The 16,972-nt window shown below is 42.6% G+C and carries 20 protein-coding genes; 14 read left to right on the top strand and 6 right to left on the bottom strand.

Features of this window, described 5'->3' with window-relative positions; translation table 11 throughout:
• Positions 1–4: 4 nt before the first annotated feature.
• The gene (locus CDC33_RS15825) at positions 5–2,440 is read left to right on the top strand and encodes a hypothetical protein (protein WP_109009264.1); all 2,436 of its coding nucleotides are present in this window, start codon (positions 5–7) and stop codon (positions 2,438–2,440) included.
• A 91-nt stretch (positions 2,441–2,531) separates the two neighbouring features.
• Here the strand turns inward: CDC33_RS15825 and CDC33_RS38795 are convergent, their stop codons facing one another.
• Complete coding sequence (locus CDC33_RS38795) at positions 2,532–2,681, bottom strand: hypothetical protein (RefSeq protein ID WP_181374261.1); 150 nt, start codon at positions 2,679–2,681, stop codon at positions 2,532–2,534.
• Positions 2,682–2,735: 54 nt separating this feature from the next.
• Between CDC33_RS38795 and CDC33_RS15820 the strand changes: the two genes are divergently transcribed.
• The 13 genes from CDC33_RS15820 to CDC33_RS15755 all read left to right on the top strand — a co-directional run bounded on the left by CDC33_RS15820 (position 2,736) and on the right by CDC33_RS15755 (position 12,715).
• Positions 2,736–3,350: a hypothetical protein gene (locus CDC33_RS15820; RefSeq protein WP_146195823.1), complete on the top strand. Its 615-nt coding sequence runs from the start codon at positions 2,736–2,738 to the stop codon at positions 3,348–3,350.
• Entirely contained in the window at positions 3,340–3,777 is a 438-nt protein-coding gene (locus CDC33_RS15815) for a hypothetical protein (protein WP_109009262.1), read from the top strand. The genes CDC33_RS15820 and CDC33_RS15815 overlap by 11 nt, the downstream gene beginning before the upstream one ends.
• Positions 3,778–3,783: 6 nt before the next feature.
• Positions 3,784–5,460 carry a hypothetical protein gene (locus CDC33_RS15810; protein WP_109009261.1) on the top strand — a complete coding sequence of 559 codons (1,677 nt, stop codon included), beginning with the start codon at positions 3,784–3,786 and terminating at the stop codon, positions 5,458–5,460.
• Positions 5,461–5,488: 28 nt separating this feature from the next.
• Positions 5,489–5,767, top strand: coding sequence for a hypothetical protein (locus CDC33_RS15805; RefSeq protein ID WP_109009260.1), 279 nt, complete (start codon positions 5,489–5,491; stop codon positions 5,765–5,767).
• Positions 5,768–5,769: 2 nt separating this feature from the next.
• The gene (locus CDC33_RS15800; protein WP_109009259.1) at positions 5,770–6,381 is read left to right on the top strand and encodes a hypothetical protein; all 612 of its coding nucleotides are present in this window, start codon (positions 5,770–5,772) and stop codon (positions 6,379–6,381) included.
• Positions 6,382–6,615: 234 nt separating this feature from the next.
• Positions 6,616–7,302: a hypothetical protein gene (locus CDC33_RS15790; protein ID WP_109009257.1), complete on the top strand. Its 687-nt coding sequence runs from the start codon at positions 6,616–6,618 to the stop codon at positions 7,300–7,302.
• Between the two features lie 17 nt (positions 7,303–7,319).
• Complete coding sequence (locus CDC33_RS15785; protein ID WP_109009256.1) at positions 7,320–8,063, top strand: hypothetical protein; 744 nt, start codon at positions 7,320–7,322, stop codon at positions 8,061–8,063.
• 108 nt (positions 8,064–8,171) lie between these two features.
• The gene (locus CDC33_RS15780; protein ID WP_146195822.1) at positions 8,172–9,104 is read left to right on the top strand and encodes a major capsid protein; all 933 of its coding nucleotides are present in this window, start codon (positions 8,172–8,174) and stop codon (positions 9,102–9,104) included.
• Between the two features lie 37 nt (positions 9,105–9,141).
• Positions 9,142–9,567 (top strand): hypothetical protein, encoded by a 426-nt coding sequence (locus CDC33_RS15775; protein WP_109009254.1) that lies wholly within the window; start codon positions 9,142–9,144, stop codon positions 9,565–9,567.
• Positions 9,564–9,791 carry a hypothetical protein gene (locus CDC33_RS15770; protein ID WP_109009253.1) on the top strand — a complete coding sequence of 76 codons (228 nt, stop codon included), beginning with the start codon at positions 9,564–9,566 and terminating at the stop codon, positions 9,789–9,791. Before CDC33_RS15775 ends, CDC33_RS15770 begins: the two co-directional genes overlap by 4 nt.
• Positions 9,757–11,238, top strand: coding sequence for a hypothetical protein (locus CDC33_RS15765; RefSeq protein WP_109009252.1), 1,482 nt, complete (start codon positions 9,757–9,759; stop codon positions 11,236–11,238). Before CDC33_RS15770 ends, CDC33_RS15765 begins: the two co-directional genes overlap by 35 nt.
• Positions 11,238–11,924, top strand: coding sequence for a hypothetical protein (locus CDC33_RS15760; protein WP_109009251.1), 687 nt, complete (start codon positions 11,238–11,240; stop codon positions 11,922–11,924). The genes CDC33_RS15765 and CDC33_RS15760 overlap by 1 nt, the downstream gene beginning before the upstream one ends.
• A 14-nt stretch (positions 11,925–11,938) precedes the next feature.
• The gene (locus CDC33_RS15755) at positions 11,939–12,715 is read left to right on the top strand and encodes a hypothetical protein (protein WP_109009250.1); all 777 of its coding nucleotides are present in this window, start codon (positions 11,939–11,941) and stop codon (positions 12,713–12,715) included.
• Here CDC33_RS15755 and CDC33_RS41680 read toward each other — a convergent pair.
• From CDC33_RS41680 to CDC33_RS15730, 5 genes are all read right to left on the bottom strand, one after another.
• The gene (locus CDC33_RS41680; RefSeq protein ID WP_109009249.1) at positions 12,699–13,358 is read right to left on the bottom strand and encodes a hypothetical protein; all 660 of its coding nucleotides are present in this window, start codon (positions 13,356–13,358) and stop codon (positions 12,699–12,701) included. The genes CDC33_RS15755 and CDC33_RS41680 overlap by 17 nt on opposite strands.
• Positions 13,342–13,899 carry a DNA cytosine methyltransferase gene (locus tag CDC33_RS41675; RefSeq protein WP_109009248.1) on the bottom strand — a complete coding sequence of 186 codons (558 nt, stop codon included), beginning with the start codon at positions 13,897–13,899 and terminating at the stop codon, positions 13,342–13,344. The genes CDC33_RS41680 and CDC33_RS41675 overlap by 17 nt, the downstream gene beginning before the upstream one ends.
• Positions 13,900–14,903: 1,004 nt before the next feature.
• Positions 14,904–16,169, bottom strand: coding sequence for an IS701 family transposase (locus CDC33_RS15740; RefSeq protein ID WP_109009247.1), 1,266 nt, complete (start codon positions 16,167–16,169; stop codon positions 14,904–14,906).
• A 78-nt stretch (positions 16,170–16,247) separates the two neighbouring features.
• Complete coding sequence (locus CDC33_RS15735) at positions 16,248–16,646, bottom strand: hypothetical protein (protein ID WP_109009246.1); 399 nt, start codon at positions 16,644–16,646, stop codon at positions 16,248–16,250.
• The gene (locus tag CDC33_RS15730; RefSeq protein ID WP_109009245.1) at positions 16,647–16,958 is read right to left on the bottom strand and encodes a hypothetical protein; all 312 of its coding nucleotides are present in this window, start codon (positions 16,956–16,958) and stop codon (positions 16,647–16,649) included.
• Positions 16,959–16,972 lie beyond the last annotated feature (14 nt).

Below are 16,972 nucleotides of genomic sequence, written 5' to 3'. Positions count from 1 at the left end.
GCTCATGACCGTCAACCAGTCAGCCAGAAACGTCAGATTACTTATAGGAGGCACAGATTACACCCCGTGCCTCATCTCCTTTCAAGGTAGCGATAGCCACCTTGACCAATCTGGGCTGATTACTTTTACTGGGCAGATTCTGCTGGGCAAGGCACTGGGCTTCAATCAAAGTTTAGATGATCGCAAAAGTCCCGGTAGCTTCTGCCGGGGAAAATCTGTCACTTTAGATATAGCCGATACCAATGGAAGTCTCACACGCCACCCACGGGGGACACTACGAATTCTTACCCCAAAATATGATACAGAGAAGCAGCAGCTAACCCTTGAGGTGGCTGATTTAATTACACTCCTCAACTTCAAAGAACCCACAGATCCAGACAAAGCTGATAATAAATCATCGGGTTCAAGTACAGCAACAAGCGTAATCACCAAGCTGCTGCATGAAGCTGGAATCAATAATTTTACCGGAAATTTACCAGACACCCTCTACAATTACCCTTTAAATCTTTCAGGTTCATACCTGCAATCTGTTGGAAAGCTACTTTATGCCAATAACAAAGTAGGGTGGATTGACAATCAAGAACGATTTAGAGTCTCTACAGTTAACGTCGAGTCGACGCAATCCCTAATTTCATTGATAGTCGGCAAAAACGAGCTTTGGTATCGTCGATTGGGTGGCGCTGAATCACCTTGCGAGAAAATCAAGGCAGTCGGAACGCAGATGGTGACGCGGGAAATTGAGCTTGATAGCACAGTGACCACTGAGCAATACGGCTCACCCGCGATTCTTGATCCTGAATCTACTGGGTTAATAGTAATCAATAAAGTAACAGAAACCCAGAAATGGGATGAGGATGAGGGGAAATTCACCATCACTTCAGTTACCGAAAAGCCTTGGGGATTAATCGTAGCAAGGGCTTTTTGGGATAATTTTGCCGAAGAACCAAATCTACCCCCAGAACTATTTAGGTTATTTTTGGGCGAAAGCCGAATCGAAGAATCCAGCTTTGAATCGGTCACTGCTGGCGGGAAACTGATTCAGAAAACCACTATTTTTAATACAGACAAGTCTCAATATTTAGCAGAGATCCAAGAAGCTAGACCCGATTTTATTGTGGGTAATTACGTGGGTTTGACAAATACCAAAAATGTCACCGAAACTTATACCTACAGTCCCAAAGAAGTAGTTGTTAAAAAAGTAACCCAGACTCAAGAACTTGCTGTAATTGTGTTGAATGGCAGCAATGAAAACTGGGATGATTGGGATACTATACCAGAGTACTTTGTCACTTCGGAATACAAATCAGAAGAATGGAAGGAGATTGATAAATATACTTGGCAATACGAGACTTACACTCTCAAACCCACCGTAAAGGCTGAGGGCGGCACAGCGATTGAATATCCTGATGATGTAAATATCAGAGCTAAACAAAAACTAGGGCTAACTTGGGATTCAAGTGAGAAACGTCGCTCTAATTCAGGGCAAGAAACCCCACCCGCCGCCGAGCGCCGCCCAACTACAAAACGTCTTGAAGAAAATCCTGTTACTTACACCGCATACTTTCAAGACTCTTGTAGTGGTAACTTCAAGCAACGCGAGCGCACTTATAATGTGGAATTTTTGGCAGGAATCATTGTACCTTATGAAAAGTTTTTCATAAGCAGTGATAGTGGGGCGAATAAGCAGCTAGAAGCGATCGCCAGACGTGAAGGCAGATTACTCAGGGGCAGGTGGCAAGGACAAGAAATGGCTGGGGCAATTCCCAATAGCTTACTGGGTGGCTATGAACCGTTATTTGGGGTGAACGTACTTGAGTTTGACGGTACGGGACAGAATTATTTAGCTGATGGTTGCAGCTGGGTGGTGACGGCACAGAAGGCACTGTGGAGTTGTGATGGTATTTGGGTTGGGGAATCTCAATCGGCAATTCCAGTGCGGGGGGTAATTAGCATCACTTCTTCCACACTTACTATTAATGGTGCGAACGTAAGAGGTGCGGTCATTACGCCAGATGGTAGCGCTGTGGTAGGCAACGTGACGATTACACCTGACGGTAATACCATCATCAACGGTGTAACTCTACCTGCTGATGGCAATGTAGTTATTCCAGGGACTACCATATTACCTTATACCGAGATTGAGCCAATACCTGGGGGTATGGCGCTGGGGATTGAATTTAAATCTTACGCCTATCTGCTAACTATCACTAGTTCAGAAATTCAGTTGGGGTTAGGTGAAAGTGGGCAATGGAGTAGCGGCTTTGTACTGCCTGCGGGTATCGGTATTGGTGCTAACTTCACAGGAGACTTTATTTCATCGCTTTATTGGGAAGATTTCGATTGGGATGGCGTGGACGAAAGTGCCTGGAATTCCTTGCAACCATCACCCACTTGGGAATCAGTGATCTGGGACGAGGCGGATTGGGATAGACTTCTGTAGAGCTTTTGGGCATTGGGCATTGGGAATTGGGCATTGGGGAAAGAATTCTTATAACTCCTAAACACTCCCTGCTCCCTGCTCCCTTTCTGTCCTATACCTTATGCCCAATGCCCAATGCCCAATGCCCAATGCCCAATGCCCAATGTCTAACTCCAAAATCTAAAATCCTAACTCCCCACTCCCCATTCCCCATTCCCCAATCATGCCAACCGGAATTTTTACTAATCTCTGGATAAGTCAATCGGCTAAAGTCCTTTTCAGGGGTGTTGCTCCGCCTGATTCCACGAAATTTCGATTGGCGCTGGCCAATACCGCATCATTAGGGCGGACAAATTCGCTGGCTGATTTCATCTCCAATGAACTTCTGCCAACCAATAATTACGCTAGGGCAGTAGCCAATTTCTCAAGTGATGGAACTTACGACACCACAGACCAACGCCACGAATTGCCCACCATTAGCGCTAGTTTTTCTGCTTCAGGCGGTTCTCTCCAGTTTCAAACTGCGTTTTTGATTGCTGATTCGTCCCCCATATCATCAAAATCTTTTACTAACAGCGATGTCAACCCGACGAGCGATCGCATTACAATCACGAATCACGGTTTTGTCAATGGCGACAAACTTTTATTTACTGCTGATTCCTTAGCCTCTCTCCCCGGCGGGATTGCTGCTGGCACTATCTACCAAGTCGCCAGCATGACTGCCAACGACTTTCTTGTTACACCTAACGGGGGTGGCTCAACAATAAATATCACAGATACTGGTTCAGGGACATTCCGCGCCAGGAGCGCCAACGGCATTATCGTCGCCTACGCGGTGGAATCCAGCCCAATCACTGTACCAGATGGGCAGGGTTATAGCTATCAAATTCCCCTAGTAGTTTTGAATTCGGGGTATGTGAATGGAAGCTGACGAGATTTTAAGGGGGCGATCGCTCGTTAATCGCCATCTATATCAGAAGAGAATAGCTGATTTAGCCGAGGCGCAATCAGAGCAATATGAACCCACCACTTACACTGCTTTTGATACTGAATTGGGCTTGGGGAGGCTACAAGATACTTTTGGAAATATCTCTTATGGTAATGCCCAAACTAATGGGGCTGTGGGCAAGGGTGAAACCATTAGGTTAAGGCGGGGTGGGGTATTGGCTGGATATGACGCAATGCCTCGGAGAAAATCAGAAGAAAGCATCAAACCTATAGCCAAAAATACCTACAAAGTCAAAACTTTATTTTATGTTTATAGCTTTGATGGCGAAAATATTGATATTTCCATTGGTGGCGATCGCTTGCAAGCTATAAAAATTCTGAGCATAGCTAGAACCAGCAATACTGGATAAAAGATAATGGCATTCATCGGCTACACCACGAATCTAGGAGTTAACAAATACTTGGCATCTGTAAAATATACAGAAGCCGGTTTAAGAAAATATTTGTTGAAAAGCAATGAAATAAAAGAACCTGTCGCAATTACTAATCCCATTTCCAATGGCGATGAATTTTATTTAGGCAATGGGCTATGGGAATCTAATTCTGGTGCGCCAACGCGCAATATGATTCATGATTTAGAAATTCATAGCTTCCCGGTAAATTTTACTAGTACACCTTTGTATGACCCCTATGGACAGTCATTAACTTACAACCAAGTAAGCGCCTATGCAGATACATGGACACCGGAAAATCCCAATAGTCAATTTACATTTACTAGGAGTTTGATTAATGTAATCAACGATGAAGTTTCTGAATTTGATAAATTCAAAGGACTTGGAATAAGTTACTATGGAATCTCTAGCGTAACTGACTCAATTTCTTTTATTTATCCAGATGACAGTTATACTTTTTTACCCAGTGGTGTAAAGTCAAAAATTTCTGTAAAAGTAGGAAATATTACCGTTTATTTTGCTCTGCTTCCTATTAGTCAAGTTCTTCCAAATCGCGCCAGTGATCCACCAGGGATATTAACATCAGATATTCCTGGACTTTTTTTATTACAAGATTATAATTTTAGGGGTGCAAGGATAAGTTATCCTGGATGGCTAAATGAAATTAGAGATGTAGAAGGCATAAACGACCCTCAAATAGTAGCATCTAATGGTGCTGTAGAAGTCAGGTTTCAGTATCAAAGTGGTGGTATTGGAGTCTTTGGCTTCATTCCTACCCATCCATTAAGTGATTACAAACCTGCCATTCTTGAAGAAAACTACATTGAGAATTACTCTGGTACTTTCTTGGCTCAAAAAACAACTAATGCTTACATTTATCAGCATTGGATCGCTACTCAATCCATTAAAGTAGATAGATTTGGGAAAGAGGAAAGAATTTTAACCGAAATAACCAATACTTTGACCTTTAAGGCTGGCAAGAATTTAGTTATTACTTTGAATAATAGTGACTTTTTAATCATATCTTCATGGGATAGTTTATCGCCAATCACAAAAGATTCGGCTAGTTTTACACTAACTGTTAGTCAGGCTTACAAAAAAGATTTTAACGCCAGTACTTTTATTGGCGAACCTATATTATTTGGAAAAATCATTGATAAATATCCAGCATTAATCAAAGGGACTATAGTCAGCGCCAGTTATTCTCCGGCTGGAGTACTAACTATTGATGTTGCTATATCTAAAATTATTTTAAAAACCTATACTTCTTTTTTGGGACGATTGATTACAGATAATGGCTCTTACTATTCTTATCATTTCCGTAAGAATACTTCAGCAGACATGGGAGCATTCATAAGTAAAAGTATATTAAAAGTAATCCCTCTAAATCCAATAGTATCAACTTTCTTCACGAATCAGTATATTGCAAAATTAAATAAAGTCACAGGAAGTAACCTACAGACAGACAATATAGTGAGCCAGAAAATATACTCAGTAGTTAATGTTTCTGGTAACAAAGCTTGGGTGGAGGAATGGAATATATTGGCGGATGGCAAGATTAAATACAACAAGGTTTTTATAACTCCGTATTGCAAAATACCCGAAAATTCAGCATTTTTAAATCATAGTTTTTATCCTTAACGTTTTGATAATCTTAGAATTAACCACAATGGATGAAATATCAATACTACGATCGCTTGCTTCTACTAATCGAAGCATCTATCAATCAAAATTAGTCTCCGCCCAAAAGGCAAGCTCGCGCATCCTCGAAAACAGTGTAAAAATCCTCAATTACGATGCTGACTTGGGGCAGTATAAAGTAAAAAATACCGCAGGACAAATATTTTCAGCCAGGGCGATATCTAATGGTGTATTTGCGATTGGCGACCAAGTAAGCCTAGTAGCACCAATTGGGGGAATACCCATAATTGATGCCATGCCAAGGTAAAAATGACGATTCAAACTGGATATGCGATCGCAAATATTGCGGCTATAAAAGCCCTCGCTCCCAATCAGCGCACCGATGGTTATACGCGCCAAGCTCAATCTGACGCTACTGGCAACCCGGCTTGGTATACTTTCCTCGCAGCCTCAACTGCAAAAGATGATAACGATTTAGTGTTGCTCCCTAACGACAATCCAGGAAACGGTAGATGGCATAAAAACGGTGGTGCTGGGGGCGGTGCTAGCTTTGGAGGACAAATTATTTGCACTTCTGGCTGTACTACAGCAGGCGGTGGAAGCGGGAAAGCGTTTCAATTTTATGCACCACAAACAAATCTAAAGCTGATAATTCAGATTGGATTTGAAATTAATATTCAAGTCGATAGTAGTGCGATCGCCGTTTATCGCTGGAGTCAAGAACCCAATACTTCGATGACGGGTAGAGAATCGACGCCCATTGCTCAACTCTCAGAGGGCGGAGGCAATCTCACTATTACTATTAATTCAACTTATCGGTGGATTACGATATTTGCTAAAAATCCAGCCAAGAGTAATTACTTGGATGGGGTTTGTTTTGTAATCAATGGCAATGTAATTACTTTGTTGGGGTATTCATAATGATTAAAATTTTAGAAGTAGTGAGCCAGAGAAAGGGTCTTGTTGTCTCAACAAAGAGGAGTCAGCGCGGTCATGGGGGTTTCCCCCAGGAGCGACTGACGTTGGACTGGCGAACCCGGAGGGTAATTTCGTGCTTCTGTGCAATCGCAGTTTTCATTATCATTGTGCCACTACATCTAATATTTGCACCTCTCGCTAAAAGGGGAGACGCTACTCGTCGCGTCTGTACACACGATGATAATAGATAATTTAATTGCTCTAATTTTGGCAAGAATAATTACTCTATTCCCTAATTATTTATCGTTACTAAAAAAGTTAGAGATTGGTGTATTTTTCTTTTGCTGGCGTTGTTATCTTGAAGCCCGAAACCTTCCAGGTCACTATGGGAGGCTTGACGAAAATTTAAAAGAACAAGCGCTTTCTGAGTACAATCACGCCCAAGTATTCTGTAAGCTTACTGGCTCTAAATTAAATATGTCTGGTGCGGGGCTGATGAAGCGTGAGGAAAAACAAGCGTTTAGTTGGTCGTTCGTAGAATGGGATTCCAGCAATGAATCTTATCAAGTTGATGGGATGAGTACTCGCTATTTATCAGCCAAAATATTTTTCGGCTTTCGCACCGCTAACTCTTACAATTGGGAGAATCGCATAGCTTTTATGTGCGCTCTTGAAGATTTTCAGCATTGCTTTTATCAGCAGCTTGTGAGGTTCGTGCCTCCAGAAGTGCAAGAAAAGTTGGCACCCATTATTGAAGATGAGTTAACACATGCCATTAATCTCAATGCTTCTTTGTGGTTAATTGCTGGGGTCAAGCGATCGTCATATTTATTGCTTATCTGGCAAATACGAAAATATCTAGCATTGATTTGCGTTCCAGTTGATGCCTTGAGAGTTGCCTTGGGAATTCTGCTGACGACGTAAAGCGTGATGCTTGACAAATGGTTACCGAATTAGATTCAACTCTCCCAAGCACTGAAACCAAACAATATTCTGACGAGGAAATTACAAAAATCCTCAACACAGCTCAAGCTACCCGCAAAGAGCGAGATGCAGCAGCTGCTAAGGCTAAAGAATTAGAAACCAAGGTTACGGAACTTTCGACAGACTTAGAAAAAATCAAGGGTATTGACCCCAATAAATATCAAGAATTAGAAAAATTAGCCCAGACTTACGAAGAACGCAAACTGGAAGAACAGCGCAATTTCTCTGAGCTTAAAGAGCGCTGGACTGCCAAGGAAGCAACTTTAATGCAGCAAGTTCAACAGCTGCAAGAAACCTTAAAACAAAACCAGATTGTCAATGCTCTGGAGAAATCTTTCTATGCCACCGGGGGCAAATCTGGAAAGGACGATGATGGCTACACGTATTTTGATTTGATACGCGATCGCGCTATCAACTATATCGTCCTTGATGATTCTGGAAAAATCACCATCATCGACCCCAGAGACAAAACACCCCTCAAAGATACCAAGGGCGTGAGTTTAACTGTTGACGATCTCATGCTCAAGTTACGTTCCGGTGGGCCCACGGCTTCACTGTTTGAACCCATTGGCAATGGCGCAGGTTCGGGAATGACGCGAAGTCAGCATGGAACGCAAAACGGCGCAATGCTACGAGAACAAATTATGGCATTGCCTCGAAGTGAGCGCATAGCTAAAGCTAGGGAACTAGGAATTAAGTAGTAACTAGATAGATTAAAGCTGAGTGAGTCAGCTTTATTTAATGAAATAGAGGCGTGATGCCTTTGTTGAACGAGACACCATTAATTTAGGCATCACGCAATCATGGTAATGACTCTTCTGGAGGCAGCGAAACTTGCTCCCTCCATTGCAACTGCAACAATTATTGAAGAATACGCAGCTTCTTCCGACATCCTCCGCGCCATCCCTTTTGAAAATGTCGCCGGAACTGGCAAGCACTACAATCGTGAAGATAAACTTCCTGGCGTGGGCTTTCGCGGCATCAACGAAGCCTACAAAGAATCGGTCGGTGTGGTCAATCCTCAGTCTGAGGCACTCAAGATTTTTGGCGGCGACTTAGACGTTGACCGCGCCATCATTGATATGCAAGGCGAACAAGTCCGCTCTGTGCATGAAATGATGAAAGTTAAAGCCCTTGCACTCAGTTGGACTTACAACTTTATTAAAGGCGACTCCAGCATCGATCCGCGTGGTTTTGATGGGCTGCAAGTGCGCTTAACTGGGAGCCAATTAATCTCCAACAACGATGCCGGTGGGCCCCTTTCTCTAGAAAAGCTTGATGCACTAATCGACCAAGTAGACACGCCCACGCACTTGATCATGGGTAAGTCTGCGCGACGCAAACTCAACCAAGCAATTAGAAACCGTACTGTTTCGGGTGACGTTGATTTTTCTCAGGATGAATTCGGCAACCGGGTAATGTCCTACAACGGATTGCCCATCTTGATCGCCGACTACGACAACAACGGCAACACCATCATGGACTTTACCGAAACAAGTCCTGATGGTACATCTAGCACTCAATGCCAATCGATTTATTGTGTCTGCTTCAAAGAAATGATGCTCAATGGCATTCAAGGCGCTGTAGATGGCGCGTATGGCGTTAGCTCTCGTGACTTGGGGGAACTCGAAACCAAGCCTGTGTTCCGCACTCGCGTTGATTGGTATACAGCGATCGCCTGTTATCACGGTCGCGCTGCTGCTCGGTTGTACGGCATTACCAATGCCCCACCCATTTCGTAATTTTCCGCTTGTTGAAAAATTTTTCAGGATTAAAAATATGGCTCGTTCAACCATTGCCAATCGTCGCGCTATCTTGCTTGATGGAAGCTTGATTTTGCGTGATTTTACAACTGCTTTGGCTATTGCTGCAACCACCGCAGAGACTGCTATCACCAGCGTCAACCCTGCCGAACTTCGTTACTACAAGGCAGTCGTTGATGTTGCTGCTCACACTGGATACGTAGCCTCAACTGCACAGTGGGTAATCACCATCGAAGCCTCAGCAGACAATGTAACTTTCGTCCCTGTCGGCACTGTTACCCCTACTGGTGTTGCTGGACGATTTCAAGTTCCTTTGAGTGGCGAATGGGTAGAGAAAAATTTACCTAATGCTTCTTATCCAAACATCATCTACACCCGTGCTAAGGCAACAAAGCTAGGCACACCTGGAAACCTCAATTACGGAGCTTTCCTTACATCATGAGCCAACCAGTCACTCTTTACAGCCCTGATGGCAAGCGATCGCGGGAAATTGCCGCCATTGATGCACCGGGATGGATTAGGGCTGGCTGGACAGAAGCACCAGTCACAATTTCCCCCGTCGTGTCTCCATTGGTGGAAGTGCTCTCTCCAGCCACACCCGCAGTAGAACCAACCCAAAAAGCCAAACGCAATGACGTATCAAGAAACGCCGTACCAGAAAACTAACATCGTTGATGCGAACGGCAACGTCATCAACTCTTTTGGCGGGAGTGGAACTAGTGGCGATGCCTCTGCTACTAACCAGGCAACTCAGATTCAACTGGAAACAGCGATACGCGATCGCTTACCAGCTGCATTAGTAAATGGTCGGCTACCAACTGATGGCAGTGGCGTAACTCAACCAGTATCAGCTACCGCACTTCCTTTACCAAATGGGGCAGCCACCGACCTGACTTTGCAACAAGTAAAAGCTGCCCTACTCGCTCAAATAAACCTAGCAAGCACAGTCTGGACAGACAATTCGGGAGCTTTTTACGTAAGGCGCGATCTAATAAACGAAGGAACGGGAGCAATAACCGTAACTTTTACAGATCCTTCTGGCAATTCTGCAACACCAGGAGCAGGATTAAGACCACTAGCAAGTGTTGACAAGGATACAATAACTGATTTCTACGATGTTATTACAGGCGGTACTGGGTATTCAGTTGGCGATTTACTTTCAAGAATTGCTGTACTTGATGTCAATAACACAAACTCACCTAGTGCAACCTTTATTTGGCTTAATTTAACTGCTGGCACTATTTTAAGTTCTACCCCAACACCCGCAAACATTGAAAGGGCTAATGAAAATATTGGCTCTAGGCAAGTTGGGAGTTGGGCTGTAACGGCAAACTTAGGAATTACGGATGCTGCTAATCTTTCCAATCTTAGCAATGCGATCGGAACGCCAATAACCGGGGCTGCAATGCCTACAGGTGGTGTGGGATGGATCGGGTGGTTATCAGCAATTTGGAAACTAATTAGCGATCGCGTACCTATTCTTACAGTTGTTGGTGATGCCCTCAAAATTACCGGCGCAGTTACCGTTAGCGGCCCAACCCTAACTTCAATTGATAATAAAACCCCGCTACTAGGTGCAAATAATGCAGCTAACTCTACCCCTGTCACATTGGCAAATGATGGGGTGTTCATCACAAGTTTTGGTTCGACAAGTGACACTGCTGCTGCTAGCGATACCGCCGTTGCAAGTTTTGCTTCTTTATTCAGAAGATTACTTGGGCAATTCACTAGCCTGCTTTTATTGATTGGGATAGTACGCGATCGCTTGATGCCCCCTGGTACTTTAGTTCCATATTTGGCTAGTAATGGAGCAAATTTAAAAACAAGTGCCGGTAGCTTTTATGCTTTTACTTGCACAAATGCTAACGCCTCAATCCGCTATTTCCAAATATTTAATAAAGCTTCTGTACCTACTACAAATGATGTGCCAATTACTTATTTTCCTGTTTATGGGAATAACGGATTTCTGTTAATTGGGCAAGATATTCTTGGAGGCGCTGGAATTGATTCGACAATACTAACTAATGGCGTAGCTTGGGGAATTAGTACTACTGCTGCTACTTACACAGCCGCTACAGCGAGTGAACATTCTGTGACTGTGAGGTATTCCTAATGAGTGGAAGTTTCCAAACTATTCCTGACGTTAGCACGCTTGTACAAACTAGTGGTAATCAAAATATTTCTGGCATTAAAACTTTCACGAATACAACTACCTCAAGTAGTATAACCAATGGTGCGGTAGTAATTGGAGGGGGATTAGGTATTGGTGGGGCTATTAATGCAGGAATAGGTTCGTCAACACATACCTTAAATGGTATTTTAAATCTTCCCACTAGCAACGTTACTCACTTCATTTATGGGAGTATAAATTGCGCTGTTACTTCTTCTACTTGTGCAATAGCCGGAACTTTAAATCTAAGTGGAATTACTACTCACATAATAGCCGGAAATGTAAATTTCAATAACAATGCTGTTACCCAAATAATTGCAGGTAATCTAAGTGTTGGAAAAATATTAACAACAGCAGGTAGGAAAAAAGCGCGTCGTAGTGTGGCAGCTAACGCTGCAACAACAGCTACAGACGAGGTTTTATTTGTTGATGCCAGTGGTGGGAGCCGAACAATTACGCTTTTAGCAGCTGCTACAGCAGGTGATGGAGCAATAATTACTATTTATCGATCTGATACAAATGTATTAGCTAGCGTAACAGTTACTCCTGTGGTAAATGGAGGCAGCATTGGCATACAGTCATCTAAAACTTACATGTCCGATGCGACTAATTGGCATAATATTCAATAAGCATTATTTTTAAAATGACAAGTCGAATTGTTGAATTAACTAAAAAATCTGTATTTTGGCGTTTTGATGGCGATCCTGTAAACTTTGATATATCAGACAGTGATTTAAGAATATTTATAAAAACTATCTGGGTTGATTCTAATGATGAAATTTATCAATCAGATATTAACTGGAATCCAATAACTCAAAGTGTACAAAATCTTAATTTAGTTCCAGAATTTCAATCAATTATTTTGAAATTACAGCCTCTAATTATTAGCTATGCAGCAAATGCTTTATCAGAAGATGAAACAATGCTCGAAGGGTTGAGTAGGCGAATCAGGATTTGGCGTTATCAAGGTGAGGTTTTTAGTGGATTAGCAGAACAAACCCAAATTGATATCTGCTTACAAAAAGTATTGGTAGGGGACGATGGTAGCATTTACGATCGCCAAGACTTATACCCTTTCATCTCAGGCAATATAATTGATTTAAATTTGTTAACTGAATTTCAATCTATTCAAGTAAAACTTAATACCTTATTAAATTCTGAAGTACAAACCAAGATTTTAGAATTAGAACCAACAGTGCAGCTTTGGCGATATCAAGGAGTTGACACACCAAGCGGGGATATCGCAACAGCGCCATTGGAACTCTTTTTTAAGAAAGGGTTGCGTGATACCTCTACGGGCTATTTATACAAAGTAGAGGATTTGCCTACTATCTCTGGCACTCCTGAAGAATTAGGGTTACTGCCGGAGTTCCAGAATTTACAGACTAAGATTCAGGCGATCACTACTGGATTAGCATGAGTATCTCATGGTGACTCACCCCCCGTTGCCGTAGTTGCCGATAAGCAAAGCGCATATTTTCAGGCACTTCAGACTCTAGTTTTCGCTCTAGTATCGGCTTAATTGCGGTCAAAATATCGGTGATTTCTCCAGGTATAATGCCATTTCCCAAAATTTTAATTCGTTGCGTTTGACTAATAGAAACCTCATCCCCTTCTTTATTAATACCAGTAGAGGTCGAGCCAACTTCCCACCCCATTAATTGCTCTGCCTCGATCGCATTAATAGGACGTTCAAGGCAAGACTCCCCTTGATACTCGCGGATTTTATAAGCTCCCGTGCCACAATTATTGGGGCTTCGCAGGCATGGGGATTGTTCGTGGTAAATGCGATCGCCATCAGCCGCACGATACAACACGGCGAATGATGCGCCTCTTTTGTCTCGATGCAAAGGGCTGCGGTGTTGCCATCCACCAGCACAAAGGGCGGGAGATTCTTGAGTTTCTTCTACACCATCAACGTAAACTTTTACAGGAATAGAAACGAAAGTATTGGGATGAGATTTGTTGCCTACTCCTAATTTGGGTGTGGAAGCTCGTAGCGTATAAGCTTTGTCAATTTCTTCCCCCGTTACCGAATTTACACCGTTAAATATTTCCTGCAACGATTTCTTCCCTACCTTTGGCTGTGTCGCCTTGACCTCCGCCGTGATAGCCCACGACGAAAACCCGCTCTCGGTTCTGGGGGACGTGCCTGTTGCCATTCCTAAGTTGCCAGGTGCAGCGATACCCCAGACTTGTAAACGCTTCGATGACTTGCGGGAAGGCAGTTGCTTTGTCTGCGCTAAGGAGTCCGTCAACGTTTTCAAAGACAAATGCGCTTGGGCGTTGGAGTCGAAGAAATCTGAGTCCTTCAAAAAACAGTTGTCCGCGAACTCCAGCAAGTCCAGTTCGCTTACCAGCCAAGGAAAAGTCTGGACAAGGTGAACCCCAAATTGTGACATCTGGTATTGGGAGTCCAAGAATAAAGTCGTCTGCAATGGAACGGATGTCTTGTTCAATGAGCAAGATTTTTGGGAATCGCTTTCTGTAGACACTTGCTGCACTTGGGTCGTTATCAACTGCCCAGAGGGACTGATATCCTGCGGCGATCGCTCCTTCTGTATCGCCGCCGCCTCCACAATAGATGTGTCCGGTTGTAAGCATAATTCTTGGTTGTTGAAAAATTTTTCAGGATCTACACTCGCCTTAATTTCCTCTAGCAATGGCTGGCTAGATATGTCATATTTTCCGCCCTTAAGCTTTACCAGAATCCCCAAATTCACACCCAATTTAATCGCACTTTTCGCTAAACTAGCCTTGCACTTAAAATGAGCAATTATCTCTTTTTCTGTAGCAGGTTGAGATGATTTTACTAGATGCTTACAGAAGCATTGCAAAACGTGCCAATCATCTCTCAAGAAATCTACCAGCACGCGGGGGTTGAGGTACTTTTCTTTGATTTTGGACTTGATTTTGAAGTGCCTATCACCCCAGGTAATTAGATCGTTCTCGTAAGAGCATCGCACTCCAGCACTTGACCATTCTTGAGGTGAATCCCAAGGTTCGCTTACATTGACCCGTGCATGAGCATTACTTGGAAGTCCGACAGCCCGACCCATTCGCTCAATTGTGTCCTCGCTAGGCGGTGATCGCCTAACGCCAGGATAATTCTTATCAAGCCACTCAATAGCCCCTAATTCCGCCTCCTCTAGAGATTTGTATTCGTGCCAATAATTATAAATTTTCCACTGTTCGTTGAAGATTTTGAACTTAATTGTCTCCCCATCCTCTAAAACAAAAAACTCTATCCGGTAGCCTTTATAGTACTTTTCTGAAATAGTTTTATTTGCCTGCAATTGCTCCTTACCCTCGCCCGCCGCTACGCTAATAGTTTCGTCGTTAATACCTGTAATGAGGGCAGTCTTACCTATCCACTGACTGAGGTTTTGAGTTCTGGTTTTTAAGATGCGAACGCGATCGCCTACCTTCAATTCAGCACAATCTGTCTTTAAATCTGGAACTTTGGACTTCCTGAAAAACTTTTCAACAACCTGTCCCTCGTAGTACCACCCTTCTTTTGGCTCCCAGCTTGTTTCGATTTCCCTATTTTGGTAGGAATCAATTGGCATTTTCACCCTCCTTTACTCTTAATGGGACTTAAACAAAAATTAAGCCCAAATGTAGCCTAAACTAGCTTTATAAGCGGCAAATACGTCACGGTTATGGGTTAACCAATCAAAAAAACGATAAGACATAGCTGTTCTAAAGGCTTCCAATGCTTCAGTAAAGGTGTTCAAAGGTTTGTTTGCCCACCTGCGTCTCAACCCTCCTGTCATTTGATGCCAAAGAATAAAAGTATAGGCACAGAAAACCAAGATAAAATGTCGAAGTAGACTTCTTTTATCCCGAACTTGATATTCTTTTAGCCCCAGCCATCCCTTAGCTTCTCTATAAAAAACTTCAACCCAATTTCTTTGAGAATAGGTATTAACTATCCATTCTGGTGTGACAGTTGATGTAGAAACATTGGTGATAAAATAATCAATATCAGTGGCTTCAGAGAAAGTCGAAGCGTTCATGACGATGGCAATATTTCGCTTTCCTTTCAGTTGTGATATCTCTATTTCTCTAGTTACTACCCATACTATTCTAGGTTTATCCAAATTTAATTGGATTTCTGTGAAAGCTTCTTTAGGTAAGCTCTGTGCTAATTCATCTATCCTAATTGTTTGTTGAATATTTTCTGATATATTAATAGTTATTTTTCGATTTTTAGCTACTCCTCCTAAGTATTTTAATTGTCTCTTTTCTAACTCTAATAAAAAGGATGTATTGTTGCCATATCCAGCATCTATAATTACAATTCCTGGTTGATATTTCCGTTCTATAGTTCTGTCTATTAACTTAATTGCTAGTTCAGTTTTTTTCTCAAATTCTGAATCTTGTTTACCTTCTGGTAAAGAATTCGCGTGCTGATATAACTCTATATCTAATGGCAAGCTTTTTCGTCCATCATATAAATGAGTTGTTACCACTACTATGCCATTATCTGTTTTGCCGATTTCTCCAATGTACTGCCTTCCCACTCCATCAGTAAAATTACCGCTTTTTCTGTGACCAGAATCATCAATTATTAAGCTAAATCCTCGACTAATTCTGGTTTGACTACACTGGTTCATAATCTCTAATCGAAGTTCATTGATCTTGGAGTCAGACCAAGGTGCTTCAGTTAAAAAGTGGTGCAATTGATGGTATTCAACTCCTATCGCATTCAAAGCGAGTTGAGACAGGTTTTTTCTCTCGCTTTCCCCCAATAATCCCCCTAAATAGTGCCTAAAACCTCTTTTTTGGGCTTTATGAGTAAACGCTTCATCAAAGCGATGACACCATTTTTCAAAACACGGGGGCATGGCTGCGGGAGTTGTTTCTTTCATTGGGTCTTACTTCAACGTAAAAGCTATGCTAGCAAAGCATTATACTCTATTTTTTCCTTCTATTTTGTTTAAGTCCCGTTAAAAAGGAATATCTTCTGCTGTCATTCCGCACTGAGCATATTCTTGATCCAGCAATTTTCTCAACTCTTCAACTTGACCAAAATGCTCTTTTCTCACGTAAGCGGGATACCTGCGATTTAGTTTGTAATAAGCCTCTTTCCATTTCTCAAACGAAATGAACTTGGCGGCGTAATAGAGTAAAAAATCGCAGTTATTTAACCGTTCAAAGCCGTATTCAGGTCTTGTCCAATCGTCACGCTTGCCGTTATTCAAATAAATTGGTGGCAAGTCACCCAGGATAAAAATCTCGTATAAATCCCAAGCCTCTGTCCATCGGTGACAGGCTTCTGAATTGATACATTCACCGTAGTTATCGGTTTCATCTGGACATTCCAAGCCAAGGGCACAAATATTCATCTAAACCTCCACATCTTCTGGCGACAAGCCACACTCATCACAGCCTTTCACCCAATCCCACCCAATTGTTTTGCAATTGGGACAGGCAATCAGAGACTCCAGAACCCCTTCTGAATATCTCCAGCTTTTGCCGTCGTCAAGTTTGTAAGTCCAATGCTCACTTATGGTAGTCGGGGAAACCGAGGTGCTGCCGTCTGTGTATACCTTGATCGCATGAGTGGCAACGGCTGGATTGTATTTGCGATCAACTATGTGAAAATTTCCCTGCCTACTCTTCACGCTTTCACCTACACGAAATTTAGGCTTTTTCATCAAAAATCAACCTC

It is taken from the genome of Nostoc commune NIES-4072, assembly GCF_003113895.1.
Classification (GTDB): Bacteria; Cyanobacteriota; Cyanobacteriia; order Cyanobacteriales; family Nostocaceae; genus Nostoc; species Nostoc commune.
This window is presented reverse-complemented; position numbering and strand designations above follow the sequence as displayed.